Origin of the sequence: Bombella sp. ESL0378 (genome assembly GCF_009725845.1) — a bacterium.
Taxonomy (GTDB): domain Bacteria; phylum Pseudomonadota; class Alphaproteobacteria; order Acetobacterales; family Acetobacteraceae; genus Bombella; species Bombella pollinis.
This window is the reverse complement of sequence record NZ_WNIF01000005.1, coordinates 347,731-368,481: the sequence shown is the minus strand read 5'-3', so window position 1 is coordinate 368,481 and position 20,751 is coordinate 347,731. Positions and strand designations below refer to the sequence as shown.

The 20,751-nt window shown below is 54.6% G+C and carries 16 protein-coding genes and 2 tRNA genes; 5 read left to right on the top strand and 13 right to left on the bottom strand.

Translation table 11 applies throughout. From position 1 onward, the window contains the following. Positions 1-43: 43 nt before the first annotated feature. The 7 genes from GM556_RS03260 to GM556_RS03230 all read right to left on the bottom strand — a co-directional run bounded on the left by GM556_RS03260 (position 44) and on the right by GM556_RS03230 (position 7,814). Positions 44-1,894 (bottom strand): sodium:proton antiporter, encoded by a 1,851-nt coding sequence (locus GM556_RS03260; protein ID WP_155579233.1) that lies wholly within the window; start codon positions 1,892-1,894, stop codon positions 44-46. Positions 1,895-2,009: 115 nt separating this feature from the next. Beyond that, positions 2,010-3,323: an RsmB/NOP family class I SAM-dependent RNA methyltransferase gene (locus tag GM556_RS03255; RefSeq protein ID WP_155579232.1), complete on the bottom strand. Its 1,314-nt coding sequence runs from the start codon at positions 3,321-3,323 to the stop codon at positions 2,010-2,012. 48 nt (positions 3,324-3,371) lie between these two features. Continuing rightward, positions 3,372-4,856, bottom strand: coding sequence for an IMP dehydrogenase (gene guaB / locus GM556_RS03250; protein ID WP_099026001.1), 1,485 nt, complete (start codon positions 4,854-4,856; stop codon positions 3,372-3,374). Positions 4,857-5,001: 145 nt separating this feature from the next. Continuing rightward, positions 5,002-6,390, bottom strand: coding sequence for an oxygen-independent coproporphyrinogen III oxidase (gene hemN / locus GM556_RS03245; protein WP_155579231.1), 1,389 nt, complete (start codon positions 6,388-6,390; stop codon positions 5,002-5,004). A gap of 115 nt (positions 6,391-6,505) precedes the next feature. Further along, positions 6,506-6,579 (bottom strand) — tRNA-Gln (locus GM556_RS03240). A 54-nt stretch (positions 6,580-6,633) separates the two neighbouring features. After that, positions 6,634-6,707, bottom strand: a tRNA-Gln gene (locus tag GM556_RS03235). 84 nt (positions 6,708-6,791) lie between these two features. After that, positions 6,792-7,814 (bottom strand): DUF475 domain-containing protein, encoded by a 1,023-nt coding sequence (locus tag GM556_RS03230; RefSeq protein WP_155579230.1) that lies wholly within the window; start codon positions 7,812-7,814, stop codon positions 6,792-6,794. A 137-nt stretch (positions 7,815-7,951) separates the two neighbouring features. Here GM556_RS03230 and GM556_RS03225 point away from each other — a divergent pair, with 137 nt between their 5' ends. Beyond that, the gene (locus tag GM556_RS03225) at positions 7,952-8,743 is read left to right on the top strand and encodes an RlmE family RNA methyltransferase (protein WP_155573044.1); all 792 of its coding nucleotides are present in this window, start codon (positions 7,952-7,954) and stop codon (positions 8,741-8,743) included. Further along, positions 8,733-9,581 carry a glycosyltransferase family 32 protein gene (locus GM556_RS03220; protein ID WP_155579229.1) on the top strand — a complete coding sequence of 283 codons (849 nt, stop codon included), beginning with the start codon at positions 8,733-8,735 and terminating at the stop codon, positions 9,579-9,581. The genes GM556_RS03225 and GM556_RS03220 overlap by 11 nt, the downstream gene beginning before the upstream one ends. Here GM556_RS03220 and GM556_RS03215 read toward each other — a convergent pair. Further along, positions 9,571-10,047, bottom strand: coding sequence for an Rrf2 family transcriptional regulator (locus GM556_RS03215; protein WP_155573042.1), 477 nt, complete (start codon positions 10,045-10,047; stop codon positions 9,571-9,573). The two genes, GM556_RS03220 and GM556_RS03215, sit on opposite strands and share 11 nt — an antisense overlap. Positions 10,048-10,065: 18 nt before the next feature. Then, positions 10,066-13,560: a transcription-repair coupling factor gene (mfd, locus tag GM556_RS03210; protein WP_155579287.1), complete on the bottom strand. Its 3,495-nt coding sequence runs from the start codon at positions 13,558-13,560 to the stop codon at positions 10,066-10,068. Positions 13,561-13,667: 107 nt separating this feature from the next. On the opposite strand from mfd, the gene recG reads away from it, so the two are divergent. Both recG and GM556_RS08780 read left to right on the top strand, forming a co-directional pair. Next, positions 13,668-15,770: an ATP-dependent DNA helicase RecG gene (gene recG / locus GM556_RS03205; RefSeq protein ID WP_155579228.1), complete on the top strand. Its 2,103-nt coding sequence runs from the start codon at positions 13,668-13,670 to the stop codon at positions 15,768-15,770. 243 nt (positions 15,771-16,013) lie between these two features. After that, entirely contained in the window at positions 16,014-16,712 is a 699-nt protein-coding gene (locus tag GM556_RS08780; protein WP_304488802.1) for a cold-shock protein, read from the top strand. Positions 16,713-16,797: 85 nt separating this feature from the next. Here GM556_RS08780 and smpB read toward each other — a convergent pair whose 3' ends face one another. The 4 genes from smpB to GM556_RS03180 form a co-directional block, all read right to left on the bottom strand. Continuing rightward, positions 16,798-17,301: an SsrA-binding protein SmpB gene (gene smpB, locus GM556_RS03195; RefSeq protein ID WP_099026006.1), complete on the bottom strand. Its 504-nt coding sequence runs from the start codon at positions 17,299-17,301 to the stop codon at positions 16,798-16,800. Between the two features lie 9 nt (positions 17,302-17,310). Continuing rightward, positions 17,311-18,210 carry a 4-hydroxy-tetrahydrodipicolinate synthase gene (gene dapA, locus GM556_RS03190; RefSeq protein WP_155573040.1) on the bottom strand — a complete coding sequence of 300 codons (900 nt, stop codon included), beginning with the start codon at positions 18,208-18,210 and terminating at the stop codon, positions 17,311-17,313. An 82-nt stretch (positions 18,211-18,292) separates the two neighbouring features. After that, positions 18,293-19,132 (bottom strand): prephenate dehydratase, encoded by an 840-nt coding sequence (locus GM556_RS03185; protein ID WP_155579227.1) that lies wholly within the window; start codon positions 19,130-19,132, stop codon positions 18,293-18,295. After that, entirely contained in the window at positions 19,123-19,872 is a 750-nt protein-coding gene (locus tag GM556_RS03180; RefSeq protein WP_155579226.1) for a 3-deoxy-manno-octulosonate cytidylyltransferase, read from the bottom strand. The genes GM556_RS03185 and GM556_RS03180 overlap by 10 nt, the downstream gene beginning before the upstream one ends. 68 nt (positions 19,873-19,940) lie before the next feature. On the opposite strand from GM556_RS03180, the gene GM556_RS03175 reads away from it, so the two are divergent. Beyond that, the gene (locus tag GM556_RS03175; protein ID WP_155579225.1) at positions 19,941-20,735 is read left to right on the top strand and encodes an inositol monophosphatase family protein; all 795 of its coding nucleotides are present in this window, start codon (positions 19,941-19,943) and stop codon (positions 20,733-20,735) included. Positions 20,736-20,751: the final 16 nt, after the last annotated feature.

The window sequence follows — 20,751 nt, the reverse complement described above, 5'->3', positions numbered from 1 at the left end:
ACTAACCAACCAACACTACCCTAATCCGTTTAAAAACAGAAGGCTATGCCTCTTCACGTAGCTCTGCCTCCTCTTTTACCCCGGTAAAGGCCTCTTGCCCTTCTGGCGAGAACATGGAAATAGCCAAATCCCCCGCAGCTGGACTCGTCTTAGTCCTATCTTCTGCCGAGCGTATAAAGATACCCGTCCCACGGCGTACGATGAGCAGATCGATCCGGTTTTCTTCTTTTTCCAACAAATCAGCCATTACTTCCGTAACGGTATAGCTCTTAAAACGCCAACCACGACTAAATAACGTATCAAAAAACGTATAGTTCCATCCCGGCTCTCCCAGTACTTTCCCACGCGCATCACGCGAAAGACCACGATAGAGGTCCAGCCGTGCCACACCGGGGCTAACCTGATAAACGCGCTCCCGCCCCATATGAGGGGCTAAATGCCCGCAAACCATACCATTATAAATCGCATCCCCTGTTGTCGCGATCAGATAATCGGCGGGCCGCTCCTCCAAAGCTTCTTGCCCGGCTGCGGAGAGGAGTTCCGTCTTTAAAACAGGCACCCCGAGCCGTGCAGCAGGCATAAGCTCTTGCGCTGTTGTATCAACAAGCAAGACGGGTACTTTCTCCTCATTCAAACATGCGGCGAGGTCCGTTGACCACGCATTACCGCCTAGAATGACCAAAGCTGGCTCGTTAGAGAGTGTCAGATGCAGCCGCCGTGCGAGGGGACCGAGGGAAAAGCCATGGCAAATCATCGTCACAGCAATGACTGCAAACACCGCAGGCATCACCAACTCTGCCGAAGGATACCCCGCCTCTGCCAATTTAATCCCCGCAGCCCCAGCCACAGCCGCTGCAACAATACCGCGCGGGGCAATCCAGCCAACAAAAAGCCGCTCTTGCCAGCTCATCGTTGTGCCTAATGTGGAGAGGAAAATCCCCAGTGGCCGCACCACAAACAACACCACTAAGGTCAGCAATAAAATCGGGACCGAGAGCCGTGCCAGAACCCCACGATGCAAATCCGCCGCGAGGAGGATGAACAATACCGAGACCATCAGCACAACAAGGGATTCCTTTGTGCGTTTTAGATCATTCATCCCCGGCGGGTGTAAGTTGGTCAGCATCATGCCAAAAACGGTTACGGCGATTAGCCCCGCACCTTCCATCGCCAATGTGCAGGCCTCAAAAATAACCAGGGCTAGTGTTAGAATGACAGGGACCTTTAGCAGCTCCGGCATTAAGTCCCGCGTAAAGAGATAGCTGAGCAAATAAGCAGGCAATATCCCCGCAGCAACAGACAAAGCCCCCGCCACAACCATATCAGGCAAGGTGTGGACAAAGAGCATCTGTTTATGCAGGTCGAGATGCAGCAACATAACCTGCATCACAACCGCAGCAAGAATAGCCCCTAGCGGGTCATTCACAATCGCTTCCCACCGTAAAAAGGCAGCAACACGCGGTTGTAACTTGGCACTGCGTAGCAAAGGCAGAATGACCGTAGGCCCCGTCACCACGATAATCGCCCCAAAGAGAAAAGACGGCCCCCACTCCAGCCGTGCAACATAATGCGCCGCTATGGAGCCTAAGAGCCAGTTGATAGGCAAGGCCACCATCGTCAAACGTGCAACCCCTTGCCCAGCCTCGCGTAACTGACGAAGATCCAGCGCAAGGCCGCCTTCAAAAACGATCAAGGCGACCAGCATAGAGACAAGCGGACGGAAGGCATGGCCTAATGTTTCGGAGGGGTTCAACCAGCCTAGCACAGGGCCAAAAAGCAGCCCCATAGCAAACAGCAACACAATTGCTGGCAAGTGCAGACGCCACGCCACCCATTGCGCCAGCATACCAGCCCCAAATGTTAGCACCACACCAAAGAGAACATCATAGGCCATAGGGAGCGTATTTCCTCCATTGCGCGTAGCCGAATATCAGCCATTCTCACAATAAATACACAAACGCTCCATGGCAGAAAAGCTCCGCCATCACGCTAATAAGGCTGTAAGAGGCTTAATTTTGTGCGCTACGCTCCATCACCGCAACAAAAAAGCCATCTGTCCCATAGCTATAGGGGGTAAGGGCAAAGGCAGAATCTTGGCGCAAGCTCTCTGGCAAGAATAAAGACCGCCGCGCTGAAGGAAGGCGCTGATAATCAGCCCTTCTTTTAAGGAAGGCCTCTATCTGCTGGGTATTCTCCACCCCTAAGAGAGAGCATGTGGCATAAACCAATTTACCACCGGGGCGAACAAGCCGTGCGGCAATATCCAAAATAGCGGCTTGCTTTACGCAAAGCTCTTGTACATCCGTCTCACTTAGCCGCAGCCGTGCATCAGGGTTACGCCGCCATGTTCCCGTACCAGAGCAAGGCGCATCGACCAATACCGTCTCAAACTGCCCTTCCCGCCGTTTGGCCCATTTATCTCCCTCTTTGAGGAGATGGCGCGTCACATTATGCACACCCGCCCGGCGCAACCGCTTTACAGCCCCCTCCAACCGTATAGAGGAGACATCACATGCGACAATTTGACCCTTATTTTCCATCGTCATGGCAATAGCTAAGGTCTTTCCCGCCGCACCAGCGCAATAATCAAGCAACCGCTCGCCGGGGCGGGCATCCACCGCCGCAGCGATGAGCTGGCTCCCTTCATCCTGAATCTCTACCAGACCATCCCGAAAAAGTGCCGCAGCGGTAACGGGCTGGCGGCCCTCAAGACGAATCCCCCAAGGGGAAAGAGGCGTTGGCTGCCCATCAAACCCTTCCCGCTTAAGGCGGCGCAAGGCTTCCTCACGCGTTCCTTTCAGCAGATTCACGCGGAGGTCGAGCGTTGGAGCCCCCATGAGGGCACGCATTTCCTCCTCCAATCGCTCACCGAAATCACGCTCTAAATAAGGGTGCAACCAATCAGGATATTCCAACCTGACAGGGAGGGCTTGTTTCTCATCTGTGATGGATTGGCCCTCTAATGCCGCCAGCATCGCATATTCACGCTCACTCAATGGGGCTGGCGCGTAACGCTCCCCACTAAATAACGCCTGAATGGAGGATAAAGGCTGCCCCACAAAATGCAGCATCGCCGCGCATAAAAGCCGTGGGGAAATATCCTCATGCCGGTACCGTAACTCTGCCCGTAAATGCCAATGCAGCCGCCGCCACGCCCGCAGCACATCCCACGCTAAGGTCGAGATAGCCCTGCGATCCCCGCCACCAATATAGCGGCGTTCGCGGAAGAAGTTATTAGCCACGGCATCAGCCGGACGATGAGGCGCATTTTGAATCGCACAAAGCAGATCAATCGCACCAGAGAGACGAGCAGCGGGGGTCATGGCCCCCGCCTACCCTGTTTCCGTCCTTCAGGAAAGGGAAAAATCACCTTACAGACGATAGTTCGGTGCTTCCCGCGTGATGGTCACATCATGCACATGGCTTTCGCGCAGGCCAGCATTCGTAATTTTGCGGAACTTCGCCCGAACTTGCAAATCTGCCACGGTAGCGGAGCCTGTATAACCCATACCAGCCCGCAGCCCCCCAACAAGCTGATGCACCACCGCTGCCATCGGGCCTTTATAAGGCACTTGCCCCTCAATCCCCTCTGGAACCAGCTTGAGCGTATCGCGTACCTCCCCTTGGAAGTAACGATCCGCCGAGCCACGGGCCATCGCCCCCATGGAGCCCATACCACGATACGCTTTATAGGTCCGCCCCTGATAAAGGAAGCTCTCACCAGGGCTTTCCTCACATCCTGCGAGCATGGAACCAACCATCACAACATCCGCACCCGCCCCAATGGCTTTGACGATATCGCCAGAGGTCCGAATCCCCCCATCGGCAATAGCGGGGACATCAAGCTCATGACAGGCGGCCGCTGTCTCCAACACCGCAGAGAATTGCGGCACACCCACACCCGCCACCACACGCGTTGTGCAGATGGACCCTGGGCCAATGCCAATCTTTACACAATCTGCACCGGAGCGAATCAAAGCTTGTGCAGCCTCTGGTGTCGCGACATTCCCCGCAATGAGCTGCACATCCGCATAACGATCCCGTAATTGCGCAACAGTTTCTAACACACCGCGGGAATGGCCATGGGCGGTATCAACCACCAGCACATCCACCCCCGCATCCACAAGGGCAGCCCCACGGCGGAGGCCATCTTCCCCTACGCCGATAGCCGCCGCACAGAGCAACCGGCCCTCAGCATCCTTTACCGCCAAAGGATGGGTCGTTGCTTTATCCATATCCTTAACGGTAATCAGCCCCACGCAATGCTCTGCATCATCCACAACAAGGAGCTTCTCAATCCGATGGTCATGCAGGAGTTGGCGGGCTTGCTCAGGCGATGCCCCATGCTTAACCGTCACCAACCCTTCATGGGTCATCATATCGCGGACAAGTGTTGTCTCATCAGCGGTAAAGCGCATGTCACGATTGGTCAAAATCCCAACCAGCTTGCCGCTTTTCTCCACAACTGGGAGGCCAGAAATCCCATTGCGGGCCATAATCTCATGGACTTCCCGCAGGGTTTGGTCCGGCCCAACTGTTACGGGATTAACCACCATCCCGGCCTCAAAACGCTTCACACGGCGGACCTGCTCGGCCTGCTCCTCCAGCGTTAGGTTTTTATGGATAACCCCCATACCGCCTTGCTGGGCCATGCAAATAGCCATTTCTTCTTCCGTCACTGTATCCATAGCGGAGGAAAGAAGCGGAATATTCAGGCTAAGCTTACGGGTAAGGCGCGTCTTTGTGCTGACCTGCCCCGGCAGAACAGAGGATTCAACAGGTTCAATAAGGACATCATCAAAGGCCAAGGCATCACGCACTCGGTTATAAAGTCTCTCTTGTGGGAAGTTTGTCATGCTGCCTACGCCCTCGCTCGTGCGTCCTGTGTCGATACAACTCGGTCAGCCTAACCCTATTGATAGGTTTTAAGCCGTTGGCAGGGTCTCATAACGCACTCTGCAAAGGGAGGCAAAGAAAATCCGCCACTATGACCCTTCTATCTCACAATGAAGCCGAAAAACGCGGCGTCGCTTGGCCTGTTTGCTTTGCGGCAAGCTCTTTCTGCCGCGCATCAAACACCGCTGCCACATGCCGGAGGAAAGGCTTGCCCTTTTCTGTCAGGCTAAGGTGATTCCCTTGCCAGTGAATCAACCCATCTTCCTCAAAAGAGCGTAACGCCTCTAACTCCGCAGCAAAAGCCTGACTTAGAGCCTGCCCTTCTGGAATATAAGGGGTAAGGTCCACAGCAGAGAGGCACATGATGGTCTCAATCACCCTCCCCCGCCAACGATCATCTTGTGTGCGAAAGACACCGCGGGCGATGGGCAGGCCGTCTTGCTCCTTCAAAGCACGGCCATAAGCGGCTGTGGAGGGGATATTCTGATAATATCCCTCTGGCGTCATGGAGATAGACGAGGCCCCCATCCCCAGCAAAACAGGTGAGGAATCAATCGTATAGCCTTGGAAGTTCCGATGCAGTGTCCCGGCCTCATAAGCGCGCGCCATTGCATCATCTGGATGGGCGTAATGGTCTAGCCCAATGGGCTTATAGCCCGCCTCTACCAAGACGTGATCAATCATCGCCGCTTGCTCAACCCTCTCCTCCGTACCGGGTAAGGCCTCCTGAGGGATGAGTTGCTGGCGTTTCTGCTTCCACGGGACATGAGCATAACCAAAAACAGCTAATCTATCTGGTCGCATGGCCACAATGCGTTGGGCGGTGTCCTTCACACTCTCCACCGTTTGATAAGGCAGACCATAGATGAGGTCGATATTCACCCCATGCACCCCGGCAGCATGGGCTTGCTGCACACAGGCGAGAGTTTGCTCATAAGATTGTACGCGCCCGCATGTCTCTTGTACGCGTGGGTTAAGGTCCTGCACCCCAAAGCTGATGCGATTAAACCCCAACTCCGCCAAGAGTGGCAACATCCCCTCTGGAACATGACGCGGGTCCATCTCCATAGCCAACTCTGCATCTGGAGCTATCTGGAACGCCCTACGCACAGCGGCCATGACCTCCCGTAAAACATCCTGCGGTAAGGTTGTCGGCGTCCCTCCCCCAAAATGAAGATGCCGTACAAGGCGGCCTTGCCCTATCAGGGCGATAACGCGGCGCATCTCCTCTAGCAATAACGCCCCATATGCCTTACGTCCCTCCTCCTGCCGCATCACAGCCGTATTGCAGGCACAAAAGCGGCATAGCTCATCACAAAAAGGGACATGAAAATAAAGCGAGACCGATTGCTCAGCTGGCAAAGCCTTTAGCCAGCTTGCCACATCTTGCGGACCAATAGCATCAGTGAAACTAACAGCAGTTGGGTAGCTGGTATAACGCGGCAGATTGCCCACATAACGCGCTATTAAATCAGATGAGATTTTTGCAGCCATATCGTACCATGCTCCAACCTTGAAGAAGGGAGCCTTCCCTTACAGCGGCATACGCTGATACGCAAATCTGAAGCGTATGTTAAGCGAACTTGTGCATCATTTAAGCTAAGATAACTGGCTGGGAGACCTGGATTCGAACCAGGGCTGACCGGGTCAGAGCCGGTAGTTCTACCGCTAAACTATCTCCCAAGCGGCACTGTGAGACCGCTCTAAGACGGCCTGCTAAACATAACACCCTCATAATGGCTGGGAGACCTGGATTCGAACCAGGGCTGACCGGGTCAGAGCCGGTAGTTCTACCGCTAAACTATCTCCCAAGGCGGTGTATGCAGTCGGGTTTCTAACGTCATTCATTTTCCGGCGCAAGAGGGCAGGCGCGTTTTTCCCTTGTTTCTACCCCCTCACCCCTGACGCTTATGCGCCAGACTCGCCAAAAAGGCCCCGCCTATCAATAATAGCCCGACCAGCCCCGTTATCCATTCTGGTACAGAGACCAACACGCCACATAGCATCAAAAGAGACAGAATAAGGATGGTATAAAACGCCCCATGCTCTACATAAACATACTCTGCCAAAGCGTTCGTTTTCAGCATGGAGAGGGTCATAGACCGTACAAACATGGCCCCCACACCAAGGCCAAGGGCGATTATGATAGGGTCTGTCGTAATAGCAAACGCCGAAATGACACCATCAAAAGAGAAGCTCGCATCAATAAACTCTAGATAGAGGAAGCTGAGCAAACCGCCCTTCATCATAAGGGGGGCTGCACCGGGCTCACCAATCAACCAGACGAGAACTTCTTTACCCAATATATAGGCAACAATCCCCCCACAGCCCCAAAAGAGAAAGGCTAACGGGTCATGCCCGGGGCCCATCAAACGGCTTACCCCCATCAGCACCGCTAATGTCACCCCCACAGGCAAGGCGGGGACCCCACCAAGCCGTGCTACTGGCTTTTCCACCCATGTGACCCAATGATGGGTTTTATCATCATCTAAAAAGTAATTCAGCGCGATAAGGAGGAGGAATGCCCCACCAAAAGAGGCGATCATATCCCGCGCACCGAGCATGATATGGGCATAACGCTGCGGCTCCATCATCGCCAAACGCGCCGCTTGCCACGGGGAAAGCCCTGCGACAATAGCCACAAGCAGAATGGGGAAAAGAAACCGCATCCCTAAAACTGAAATCGGCATCCCCCAGCTCATATAACGGCGTTGCCATTGTGGAGACATGGTTTTGAGAATACCGTAATCGACAATCGCATTATCCATGGATTCAGCAGTTTCCATCAGGGCTAGAATCGCTACAGCCTCTACCCCCATAAGCACCCCGGTAAGGCTCGCTGTCTGCCAATATCCTAAGCCTGCCCCTATACATAAGGCGAAGGCTGCAACCATAAAGGCGGCGTAAAATTGTCTCACAAAAGGCCCTTATCTTCTCTAGTGCAACGGCTAACACAATGTCTCTGCCAGCCCCTTACAGGCAAAAAGCCTCTTGCAGCAACAAAAAGACGAAGCGGCCTTTGCAGATAGGATGGAAGGGCTTATCTTCTCGCATTATGAGCCCAAAAGATACACCTCCCTCATCCCGCCGCCCTGCTAAAGAGCGAGCCGCAAAACGTGTTCCCGGCAAGCCCTTGCGTCACTCACGCACACCCGGCACACGCGACCCCGCCGATGATGCCTCTGCCTCCCAAACCTTACGGACGCAGACCGTCAAACTACGCAAAGCCCGTGGGCGCACCCCTGCCCAGCAACGCTGGCTCAATCGCCAATTAAATGACCCTTACGTCAGTGCGGCACGCCAACAAGGCTGGCGGTCCCGCGCGGCCTTCAAATTGCTGGAGATGGATGACCGCTTCCACTTCATCAAACCCGGTAGCCGCGTGGTGGACCTGGGTGCCGCACCGGGGGGCTGGGCGCAGATTGCCGTTAAGCGCGGGGCGGCTAAGGTCATTGGGGTGGACTTACTACCAGTGGACCCCGTACCAGGGGCCGACATCATCGAAGGGGATTTTATGGAAGCCGACATGCCAGAGCGGCTCCAAAACATGCTTGGCGGGCGCGCAGACCTTGTGATGTCCGATATGGCACCTAACACCACAGGCCATGCTGCAACTGATCATATCCGCATTATGGCCTTAGCTGAAAATGCACTCGACTTCGCCTTAAAAATCCTCGCTACGGACGGGGCCTTTATTGCAAAAGTCTTCCAAGGTGGGTCAGAAAAAGAGATGCTAGACCTGATGAAGCGCAACTTCGCCGTTGTGAAGCACGTCAAGCCGCCTGCCTCCCGTAAGGAATCGAGCGAGCTTTACGTCATTGCCACTGGCTTCCGCGATGAGCTTTGATTTCCCAGATTATCCTGCTCCCTTCCAAGAGATGTTCCAAGCGGCATTACGAGGGGAACATGACGGGTGTTTTGCGCTCCTTGCCTTAGCCTTAGAGAGCCGTCTCTTTCCTACAATTTCGCGCTCTGTGCCGCAGGAGTTCCCACGACGCATACCCAAACATATTGCTCAATTTTGGGATAGTACGCCCCCGCCCGATGATATTCTCACCGCCATGGAGAGCGTCCGGCTCGCTCATCCTGACTTCACCTATCATCGTGCCAATGCCGACTCCGCTCGGGCGTTTATTGAGGCGCATTTCGGCACGGATATTGCAGCCCTGTATGAGGCTTGTCCCCATCCTGCCATGCTCTCTGATTTTTGGCGGTTATGTTACCTGCATATCAAAGGCGGTGTGTATATTGATGCCGATGTTATCTGCCACGCCCCTGTTACGGACATAACCAAAGGAGCCCATTTTAAGACATTGCTACCTTACTCCGTGGGCAATCCGTGGTGCCTTGATAATGACATCCTCATTTACGAGGCCGGGAACCCCATCATGCAGCATATTATGGAAACGATGTTCCACCAGGTCCGCGCTTTTGTCGAGACAGGTGTTTTTGAAAATGTCTGGGCCATTACCGGCCCCGGAGCAATGGTCATGGGAACCATGAATTGGATTGCCCAACAGCTAAAAACGCATGATGTTCCTTTTAAAGAGATTGATAGCTTCCTAACAGATTCAGGGATTATCTTTATCCCTCATCCGCATATAGAGCAGGCCTTGCCGACTTATTCGCACTTTGCGTATCAACAAACTACGGCAAATTGGCGCAGATTCCGGCCTAACCTTTAGGCCCTTCATGCGGTGTGGCAATTACCTCCTGCACAGCATCCATCAATATCGTACGTTCATGCGGGGCAGTTACATCGGCCAGCGTAACGCTATCCAGCACATCCATAAACGCAAAACGTGCCTTCAACAGCGTCTGTTTTAAACGGCATCCCCCCACCAAAATACAGCCCGCTGCTGCCTCATCTTTACGCATGCAGCTTACAAGGGCGAGGTCATCCTCTGTACAACGGACAACATCACCCAGATAAATCTCCGCCGCATCACGCCCTAAACGCAGCCCCCCTTTGCGCCCACGCAGCGTCTTAATAAAGCCATGCTGCCCTAAGCGATGCACCACCTTTACTAAATGATTTTCAGAGACTCCATAAACACGGGCAATCTCCCCAATAGAGACAAGACGGTCTTTTTGTGTTTCCAGATAAATTAAAACCCGAAAGGCGTAATCCGTATAAAGGGTTAAGCGCATAGCCCTAATCCCCCTACCCTATGCCGCATCACTCTGGCGTGCTTTCTCCAGCAATTTACCTAGAGAAGCGAGGATTTTCCGCGCCATATTAATGCGTACGGCGTTTGTCATCTCCCGCACCATCGCAAGCTTATGGTCCGGGCGTATCTTCACCCCAGCTTTCTCATTCCGCGCAGCCCAACGGATTAACCCATCTGGATTAGCAAACTTATTCTTGCGGAACTGAAGCACCATGCCTTTAGGACCAGCCTCTAACCGCTCCACCCCGGTATCGCGGCAGAGTTTTTTAATCATCACAACATCAAGCAGATTTTCTACCTCTTGGGGCAGCGGGCCGAAGCGATCCACCAGCTCTACCCGCATCGCATCCACATCAGCTTCATCCTTCAAAGCGGCGATACGGCGATATAGACCAAGCCGAACAGGCAGGTCTTTTACATAATCCTCCGGCAAGAGGACAGCCAAACCGAGAATGATGTTCGGTGTCCAGCCTATATCCTCCTCATCGCTCTCATCACGCATCCGCCGCAAATCCGTCACCGCATCTTGCAGCATCTGTTGATACAGCTCGATCCCCACCTCCCGAATATGGCCAGATTGCTCATCGCCTAAGAGGTTCCCCGCCCCGCGTAAATCGAGGTCATGCGAGGCGAGCGTAAAGCCTGCCCCTAAGGAATCCAACGTCTGCATAATCTCTAAGCGTTTGATGGAAGAGGAGGATAATACATGCGTTTGTGGCCATGTCAGATAGGCATAACCACGCTGTTTGGCCCGCCCTACACGACCACGAAGCTGATAAAGCTGGCCAAGGCCAAACATATCCGCCCGATGAATAATAATCGTATTAACACGCGGCATATCCAAGCCGCTTTCCACAATATTGGTGGAGAGCAGAATATCGTACTTCCCCTCCGAGAACTCCGTCATCACCGTTTCTAGCTCGGTGGGGGTGAGGCGGCCATGCGCCTCGGTAATGCGGGCATCTGGCACAATCTCTTTAAGCCGCTCTGCCATATGCCGCATATCCGATAAACGCGGCACAACGCAGAAAATCTGCCCCCCGCGGAAGCGTTCTCGCTGAATGGCTTCATGAATCATCACTTTATCAAAAGGCGTGATGAAGGTACGGACCGAGAGCCGGTCTGTCGGCGGGGTGGCAATCAAGCTCATCTCCCGCACACCAGAGAGCGATAGCTGAAGCGTGCGGGGAAGCGGGGTTGCGGAGAGGGTCAGCACATGGACATCCTCGCGCATGGCTTTCAGCTTCTCTTTATGCGCCACGCCGAAATGCTGTTCCTCATCAATAATCAGCATCCCTAGCCGCTCAAAAGACACTGCTTTGGAAAGGAGCGCATGAGTCCCGATGACAATATCCACCGTGCCATCAGCCAACCCATCGCGCACTTTTGTGGCTTCTTTTGCACTCACCATGCGTGAGAGCTGCTCTACCCGCACAGGTAGCCCCTCAAAACGCTGTTTAAAGCCAAGATAATGCTGCCGTGCAAGCAAGGTTGTGGGCACCACGACAGCCACTTGCATACCAGAAAGAGCCGCGACAAACGCCGCGCGTAAGGCGACTTCTGTCTTACCAAAGCCGACATCCCCACAGACGAGGCGGTCCATCGGCTTGCCGCTGCTTAAATCCTCCAACACATCGGCAATCGCGCGCGATTGGTCCTCCGTCTCCATAAAAGGAAAGCGCGCGCAGAACTCATCCCACAACCCCTCTGCGGGAGCCATGATGGGGGCCTCCTTCATCGCCCGTGCCGCTGCGGTGCGAATCAGCTCCCCGGCCATTTCGCGCAGGCGTGTCTTCATCTTCGCCTTACGCGCCTGCCATGATGTCCCACCTAGCCTATCAAGCTGCACCGTCCCTTGCTCGGAGCCAAACCGGCTAAGCAAGTCGATATTCTCCACAGGCAGAAGCAAGCGTTGCTCCCCATCATAAAGGATGGAGAGATAATCATGCGCTACACGCCCTTCGCGCACGGTCTCTAGCCCAACATAACGCCCAATGCCGTATTCCTCATGGACGACAAGGTCACCCTCGGCAATTTCGCCAATTTGGGTGATAAAATCTTGACCCTTTCGCCGCCGCCTTGGTGGGCGGGCTAACCTCTCTCCTAATAAATCTTGCTCGGAGACAAAGGCGACTCTTCCCCCCGTAAAGCCACGCTCTAGCCCCAGAACAACCAGCCCAACCGCCCCACGCGCCATAGCTGCGGCCTCGGGCCAACCCTCAAAGCTCTCACACGCAATATCATGATCGCGTAAGAGGGTCGCAATCCGCTCCCGCGAACCATTGCTCCATGCCGTTAGGTAAGTGCGCCGCCCCTCTTTCGCCCATGCTTGTACATGGGTTGCAAATTGCTGAAAAATCCCTTCTCGCCCCGCGCCGCCCATGCTGGCAAAAACAGGCCCCGGCTTATAGCCCGCCTCTATCCCCTCAGCTCCATCAGGGCGCGCAAAGGGTGATAATAGGACGGTGGGATGGCCCTTCAACATCCCTTCCCACCCATGGCGATTGAGATATAAACGATGCGGTGGTAGGGCCCGGTAAGGCAGCTCCCCCTCATGCCCCGCCGCGCAACGCGCTTGGTAATGGTCGGCAATCATCTCCAACCGGGCGATAAGAATCTCTGGCGTCTCACGCTCAAAACTCACCGCGGCATCTGGCAGATAATCCAACAAAGTTTCCATATGATGGCCATCACCATCATGAAAAAGCGGTAGATAATGCTCTGCCCCGCTGGCCCGGCGTCCCTCCAATAATTGCCGGTACAGCACATCCTCCATCGCACCGCTGCCAAACACATCCCGCCATCCTGTCTGAAAACGGCTTAGGCTGGCTTTATCCAATGCATATTCCGACACGGGCGTCAGGCTGAACCCCTCCCGCGCCTCTGTCGAACGCTGGGTTGCAGCATCAAAATTACGGATATTATCAACCTCATCTCCGAAGAAATCGAGCCGCACAGGCTCCCCCGCATCAGCGGGATAGAGGTCGAAGATGCTCCCGCGCATAGCAAATTCGCCGCGCTCCATCACGGTATCAACACGGCTATAGCCATTCCCCACCAACTGCTCGGCAAGGTGATTAGCCTCCACCATATCACCACGTTTGATGTGGAGTGTCTGGCCCGCAAAAGCGGCACGCGGCGGTACACGTTGAATCATCGCATGGATTGTCGTCAGCACAATGCGGCCTGTGGGCGGTGCGGGCTCCAATAAATGGCTTAAGGTTGCTGTACGCTCTGCAACGATGGACGGATTAGGCGAGATACGATCATAAGGTAGGCAATCCCACGCAGGAAAGCGCAGCACCATTACCTCTGGCACAAGCCAACTCAGCATATCAGCCAGGGACGCTAAAGCGGCATCATCATGAGCGACATGCACAATCGTCCCTTGATGCTCTGACAAACGCTGACGCAGCAAAAACGCCACCGCGCCATCTGGCACACCCCAGATAGTCGGACCAAAAGACGCCATGGCAGAATCTTCAGCGTGCATCAAAGCAGGCTCCCCTCATGAGATAAGAGTATTTTTATTATCTGGTGGTTTTGCTACCCTATAACGCTCCCTCGGCCCTCTGTCAGCACAAAAGCCGTTTACACGCTATGCCCCTTGCCCCTCCCTCTTTGCGGATTACCCCGCTTTTGGACCCGCTGACGAGCTTGCCGGGACTCACAGCACGCCATGCCACATTATTAAGCAAAATTAGCGGCGGCAAACGGGTGATTGACCTGCTCTTTACCCTGCCAGAAAAGCTCATTGACCGCCGAAAAATAATGACCCTTGCCGAAGGACGCGCCCTCCCAACGGGGGACGTTCTCACAAGCCATGTCCGCGTCTTAGGCATTCGCCGTCCTGCACGGCCTTCCCAACCGACCATCCTCACCGCCCATGATGAAACGGGCATGTTAGAGATTACTTTCTTCCAAAAAGGGCGACTGTTCCTCCCCCCTGAAGGCACGGAGATTCTCGTCTCTGGTAAAGTAGGACATTATCATGACCGCCTCACACTCTCCCGGCCAGACCATATCATCGCGTGGGAGAAGAGAGATAACTTCCCGTGGTTAGAGCCTGTCTGGCCCTTAACGGCTGGATTATTCCCTTCCACCGTGCGCCGTGCCATGAAGGCCGCTTTGGCCCTCATCCCCGATGACCTCCCTGAATGGTTAGATGCCCCCCTCCTGCAAAAACATCGCTGGCCGTCCTTTAAAACGGCATTAGAAACCTTACACCTGCCCGAAAGCCTCTCCCAACAAGGGGACCCCACCCCCTTTTTAGAGCGCGCACGCGCACGCCTTGCCGCTGATGAAGTCCTCGCTGACCAGCTTTGCTTAGGGATGGCCCGCCAACAAGCGCAGGCGCGCGAGGGGCGTGCCCTTATTGGAGATGGCACACTCCGCCAACAGCTTTTGGAGCGTTTTGGCCATCGCCCCACCGCAGCCCAAAGCCGTGTCATGGATGAAATTGCCGCTGATATGCGCCAACCCACCCCGATGATGCGCCTTTTGCAAGGTGATGTAGGGGCAGGGAAAACCCTTGTCGCGATGATGGCCATGCTCCATGCTGTAGAGGCCGGCACTCAAGCGGCCTTCATGGCCCCGACCGAAATCCTCGCTCAGCAACATGCCAGCACCTTTGAAGCCCTCTGCCCTGTGCCCTTTGTCTTTTTAAGTGGCTCCATCAAAGGGCGTGCCCGGCGGATTGCCTTAGCCAAGCTGGCCGATGGTCATGCTAAAATCGCCATCGGCACGCATGCACTCTTTCAAGATGGTGTCATCTTTGCTGACCTCGGGCTTGCTGTCATTGATGAACAGCATCGTTTTGGGGTGGAGCAGCGTATGAAGCTCGCCACAAAAGGCCCTGCAACTGATGTGCTGGTCATGACAGCCACCCCCATCCCCCGCACACTTCAACTCACAGAATGGGGCGAGATGGGCGTTAGCCGGCTGGATAGCAAACCCGCCGGACGCCAACCCATCCATACGACTGTTCATAATATGGGCCTATTGGATGATATTCTCGCAGGGATAAAGCGCGCCTTAGAGCAAGGAAAACAAATCTTTTGGGTCTGCCCTCTTATTGAGGAGAGTGAAAGCCAAAGTGCCGCCGCAGCGGAGGAACGCTGGGCCGCACTCACCAAACGATTCGGCCCCATCATCGGCCTTGCCCACGGCAAACAGGATATTGAGACACGCCAAAAGGCCCTCACCGCCTTTGAGCAAGGCAAAACACGCCTCCTTGTTGCCACAACGGTGATTGAAGTCGGCGTTGATATCCCCAATGCAACGATTATGGTCATCGAGCAAGCTGAGCGTTTCGGCCTTGCCCAGCTTCATCAACTCCGTGGCCGGGTGGGGCGTGGGGCACAACAATCTTACTGCCTCCTCCTCCATAGTGAGGAGAGCAGCTTCACCGCGAAAAAACGCCTCTCCCTCTTACGCGATACTGAGGATGGCTTCCTCATCGCTGATGAAGATTTCCGCATCCGTGGTGGGGGCGACCTTGCAGGCAACCGCCAATCCGGCTTACCGGGCTTTCGCCTTGCCGACCCCACACGCCTTGCTTTACTCCTCACCGCTATGCGCCATGATAGCCAGCGTGAGCTAACGCGTAACCCCACCTTACAAGGCCCACGCGGAGCAGCCTTGCAAGACCTCCTCCACCTGTTTGACCGCGCCATGCCGGGACGATTGCTCGCCGCTGGGTAGAAGACTGGATATTAAATCAATTTTATTGATAACCAAGCGACTAGTTTATAGTAATTCTTTAATAGTGCCTCCCTTAATTAAAGAGATTGAAAAATCTTCGCAGTTTTTTCTTTTTCATATGGCGTAAGTGAAAAAACATGCTACCGTCCTAATCGGACCGCATGAATGGCGGTGCCTTTTAAGACCCTGAGGGTAGCAGAATGTTGCTCCCCTCCCTGATGACCCCAGTACGGGACGAGACACTTGAGAAATAATAGATCCGACCGCAGCTCCTTTTCCTCCCGCCGCGGCGGTTTTGACCGCGATTTTATGACCCAACCCTCCTATTTTGACGATCGCGGCAGTTACGATGCGCCGCGTGGTGGCTTTGGTGGTGGCCCCCGCCGTGGTGGCGGTGGCGGCCGTGGTGGCCCGCAAATCACCCCCACAGGCCCCGAAATCACCGGGACGGTTAAATGGTTCAACTCCGAGCGTGGCTTCGGTTTTGTTGGGCTGAGCGATGGTAGTGGGGATGTTTTCCTCCACGCGAATACGCTGAACACTATCGGCCATGGCGAGCCTGCACCGGGCACAACTGTTGTTGTACGCGTTGGCCAAGGCCCCAAAGGCCGCCAAGTCGCCGAGGTTCTCTCTGTTGATGCCAGCACTGCGACAGAGGAAGCCCCCCGCCACTCCGCACCGCCTATGCGGCAAGAGCGCGAGCGTTTCCACCCTGCACCAGATCTCTCCCAAGCTGAAGAAATGCGCGGGATTGTAAAATGGTACAACACCACCAAGGGCTTTGGCTTCATCACACCAGAAGCTGGGGGTAAGGATGTATTCGTCCACGCTTCTGCTTTGGAGCGGTCCGGCCTGCGTAGCTTAGCTGATGGTCAGGCTGTTGGGATGCATGTCGTCCAAGGCCATAAAGGCCCTGAGGCTGTACAGCTCTCCGCTGAATAAGCAAAGGAAAAGGGAGGTTGTGCCTTTACAACCTCTCCCACCTTATAAAAAACCCCACGGCCTGCATGCTGTGGGGTTTTTTATATCAATATTCACCACGTCCTTTATTACGCAGCAGGCGCGCTTTATCGCGCTGCCAGTCTCTATCAGCAATCGCGTGGCGTTTATCTTCTTTCTTCCGCCCTTTCCCAAGGCCAAGCGTTACTTTAGCCACACCGCGCGCGTTAAAATGAATATCTAACGGCACAAGAGACGCCCCAGCCTTTGTGACCTCCCCAATATATTTGGCTAATTGCTTACGGTGCAGCAGAAGCTTCCGTGGTGCCCGTGTATCAAAACGGGACAACACCCCGCCCTGATATTCTGGAATATAGGAGTTAATCAGCCAAAGTTCGCCCTCGCGCTCAACCGCATAAGATTCGGACAATGTAGCCCGCCCCATCCGCAAGCTTTTTACCTCTGGCCCTTTTAGCACCAGTCCGGCTTCCACAGTCTCTATGATGGAGTAATTAAAACGGGCTTTACGATTCTGCGCGGCAATACCGTGCGAAATCAGCCCGCCTTTTGTCTTTTTCTTACTCGCTGCCATATTCGCGTCTTAGCCCAACAACCCAAGCGAACGTAAAGCGTCATCAACCCGCTTCTTCGTCTCATCACGCGGCTCAACCATCGGCAAACGCAAAGTCGGAGTGCAAAGGCCTAAACGAGACAGCGCGTATTTTGCCGGGGCGGGGCTTGTCTCAGCAAAAAGAGCATCATGCAACGGCATAAGCTTATCTTGCAGCGCAATCGCCTCTTGCACCTTCCCTTCCTGCCAAAGCCGATGAAGTTGCGCACAAAGCTCCGGCACTACGTTAGAGGTCACACTAATGCAGCCATGCCCACCTGCCGCAAGGAAGGATAAAATCGTCCCATCCTCACCAGAAAGCTGATTAAACGCTGCCCCTGCAACACGCCGCACCGCAATCGGGCGTGTGAGATTCGCCGTGGCATCCTTTGTACCCACAATATTAGGATGCTGAGCAAGGCGACCTAGAGTCTCTGGCGTTAAATCCACAACTGAGCGACCGGGGATGCAATAAAGCCAAAGCGGCAAAGGAGTCGCATCTGCCACCGTCATAAAATGCCGGTAAAGCCCTTCTTGCGTTGGTTTATTGTAATAAGGCACGACAACCAACAACGCATCTGCCCCTACTTTATGGGCATGACGAGCCATTCCCACAGCCTCATGCGTACTGTTAGAGCCAGCCCCCGCCATCACCAAGGCGCGCCCATTTGCCACCTCGACACAATGCTCAACAACACGGCCATGTTCAGCATGAGAGAGTGTAGGACTCTCCCCCGTTGTGCCAGAGGGGATAAGCCCTGTCGTCCCCCCCTCAATCTGCCGCTCAATCAAACGAGCAGCCGTTTGCTCATCAAGCGTGCCATCCGCCTTCATCGGGGTGATAAGGGCGGTCAAAGAGCCGCGATAGTGCTGATTAATCGTCTGCGCCATAATGATACTCTCCGCCCTCATCTCTCAATCATCACAACAAATAATGCCACCATTATAAGCATCCTCCCCTCTGGGAGAAAGGTCACATCTCATCACGGAAGGGACTCCGTGGGTAACTCCCCAAAATATGATGGCCCTCGCTTACCTTTACCAACGCGGTGAGGGCATGTTGCACCTTTGGCTCCTCCACCGCACCTTCTATATCCATCAAAAAACGAGACGCCTCAAAAGAGCCCCCCAGCATATAGCTCTCAATCCGCGTCATGTTGACTCCATAACGTGCAAAACACTCTAAGACATCACATAAAGCCCCCGGCACATGCCGAATATGGACAAGCAATGTCGTCATCATCGGTTGCCCAGCCATAGCATCTGTAACAGAATCTGGCAGGGCAACACGGTAAAAGCGCGTTGTATTATGGGCAGCATCCTCAACATTGCGTTGCAGAATATTCAACCCATTCAGCTCCCCCGCTAGAGAGGACGCAATGGCTGCATCTTCCTTCCGCCCCCAGCCAGCTACAAGCTCCGCCGCGCCTGCTGTATCAAACTCCGTCACAGGCTCCAACGCATAATGAGCAAGCAAGCCGCGTACCTGTGCCATCGCTACAGGGTGCGTATGAACACGCTTTATATCCTCAAGCCGTGCCCCCGGTACGGCTAATAGGCAATGCTCCACGCGCTGAAAATGCTCCCCAACAATTTTTAACCCCGCTTCTGGCAAAAGCGCATGAATCTCCGCCACACGCCCAGCAAGAGAGTTCTCACACGGTAAAAGCCCCTCATCGGCTTGCCCATCCCGCACGGCCTCAATCGTCTCGGCAAAGCTGCGGCATGGTAGGGTAACCCAGCCCGGCCGGGTTGCACGGCATGCGAGGTCGGAATACGCACCCGGTCGGCCCTGAAATGCAATTACCGGCATGATGCTCTCTCCCCCAGATGCGCCCTGACCCGCGCTAAATCCTCTGCTGTATCCACACCCAACGGAGCATGAGCCACCTGCACACAGCCAACCGCCATGCCAGCCTCTAAAGCGCGTAATTGCTCCAAACGTTCGCGTTTTTCTAACAAGGAAGGCGGCAATCTCACAAATTGCGCTAAAGCCTTACGCCGCCATGCATACACCCCTACATGATGCCATAAAGGCCCACCCCCCCACGGAATCACAGAGCGCGAAAAATATAAGGCCCGCGCTACAGCATCATCATGCTGAAACGCACAGGCTACCTTCACAACCGACTCGGCCTTAGCTTCAGCCTCGCTCTGCACGGGAGCCACTAAGGTGCCGATTGCAAACTGCTCATCCTCTAAAGGGCGCAATGATTTTGCAATCATCTGGGGGTCTATCAAAGGGAGATCCCCTTGGAGATTAACGACAGAATCGTAATGTTCGTGAGGGTCATAAACAGCCAACGCCGCTTGCACACGGTCCGAGCCACTGGGCAAAGCGGGGTCTGTTAAAACCACCTCCACACCGGGAAGATGGGAGACAGCCGCGCTAATCTCATCATCGCCCGCAGCGACTAAAACCGGCCCCAACCCAGCCGCCACAGCACGCCGGGCGACATGAACAATCATCACCTCGCCATCAATTAAAGCCAAAGCCTTGCGTGGAAGCCGCGTAGAGGCAATTCTGGAGGGGATGACAATAATCGCTCGCATGAGTCCTTGATTGCCGCGCTCCCTGCGTCTCGTCAATTACTCCGTAAGAATAAAGGCATATCCGCCCTATGTCCCACCCCGCTTTTTCTGACTATCTTCCCCTCGCCCAACAATGCGCCGAGGTCGCGCGGCGGGTCATTCTTCCCTATTTTCGGCAGTCACTTACTATTCATGCTAAAGAGGATGACAGTCCCGTTACCAAAGCTGACCAAGAGGCCGAGGCCGCTATGCGGGCCCTCCTCACCCAGCATGTGCCCCACCATGCCATCTTAGGAGAGGAAGCGGGACACTCTGGCCAGATAGATAATGAATGGCTCTGGGTCTTAGACCCTATAGACGGCACGCGCGCCTTTGTGACAGGCCGCCCCAGCTTTACGAGTTTAATCTCCCTCTTTTACAAAGGCCGCCCTGTTTTGGGAATCATCGACCAACCAATAACCAATGAACGCTGGATAGGGGTTGAAGGCGCACCCAGCCGTTATGACGCCCCTCACATGCCCGGCCATATCGGCACATGTCAGCACGTCCCCCTCCATGAGGCTGAACTCTCCTGCACCGCACCAGAAATCTTCCGCCCTGCGCAATATCAATGCTTCCAAAAACTCCAAAAACAAACGCGCCGGACCTCATGGGGCGGCGATGCTTACGCTTACGGGCTGCTCTGTTTAGGTCATATCGACATCATCGCAGAAGATACACTCAAACCGTGGGATTGGGGGCCTCTTTTGCCCATCATCACGGGGGCCGGTGGCTGCGTGACAGATTGGGCAGGCAATGCTTTAACACTAGAAAGTGATGGCACTATTCTCGCTTGTGCCAACCCAACCCTCCATCAGGAGGCGATAGAAGCCCTTTCCTCTTAACGCGCTGTCCGTTACA

Bases quoted from the DNA above. Each gene is read 5' to 3' on its own strand.
- GM556_RS03260 (WP_155579233.1), bottom strand. From the start codon at position 1,894: ATGGCCTATGATGTTCTCTTTGGTGTGGTGCTAACATTTGGGGCTGGT.
- GM556_RS03255 (WP_155579232.1), bottom strand. From the start codon at position 3,323: ATGACCCCCGCTGCTCGTCTCTCTGGTGCGATTGATCTGCTTTGTGCG.
- guaB (WP_099026001.1), bottom strand. From the start codon at position 4,856: ATGACAAACTTCCCACAAGAGAGACTTTATAACCGAGTGCGTGATGCC.
- hemN (WP_155579231.1), bottom strand. From the start codon at position 6,390: ATGGCTGCAAAAATCTCATCTGATTTAATAGCGCGTTATGTGGGCAAT.
- GM556_RS03225 (WP_155573044.1), top strand. From the start codon at position 7,952: ATGAGCCCAAAAGATACACCTCCCTCATCCCGCCGCCCTGCTAAAGAG.
- GM556_RS03220 (WP_155579229.1), top strand. From the start codon at position 8,733: ATGAGCTTTGATTTCCCAGATTATCCTGCTCCCTTCCAAGAGATGTTC.
- GM556_RS03215 (WP_155573042.1), bottom strand. From the start codon at position 10,047: ATGCGCTTAACCCTTTATACGGATTACGCCTTTCGGGTTTTAATTTAT.
- mfd (WP_155579287.1), bottom strand. From the start codon at position 13,560: ATGCACGCTGAAGATTCTGCCATGGCGTCTTTTGGTCCGACTATCTGG.
- recG (WP_155579228.1), top strand. From the start codon at position 13,668: ATGCCCCTTGCCCCTCCCTCTTTGCGGATTACCCCGCTTTTGGACCCG.
- smpB (WP_099026006.1), bottom strand. From the start codon at position 17,301: ATGGCAGCGAGTAAGAAAAAGACAAAAGGCGGGCTGATTTCGCACGGT.
- dapA (WP_155573040.1), bottom strand. From the start codon at position 18,210: ATGGCGCAGACGATTAATCAGCACTATCGCGGCTCTTTGACCGCCCTT.
- GM556_RS03185 (WP_155579227.1), bottom strand. From the start codon at position 19,132: ATGCCGGTAATTGCATTTCAGGGCCGACCGGGTGCGTATTCCGACCTC.
- GM556_RS03180 (WP_155579226.1), bottom strand. From the start codon at position 19,872: ATGCGAGCGATTATTGTCATCCCCTCCAGAATTGCCTCTACGCGGCTT.
- GM556_RS03175 (WP_155579225.1), top strand. From the start codon at position 19,941: ATGTCCCACCCCGCTTTTTCTGACTATCTTCCCCTCGCCCAACAATGC.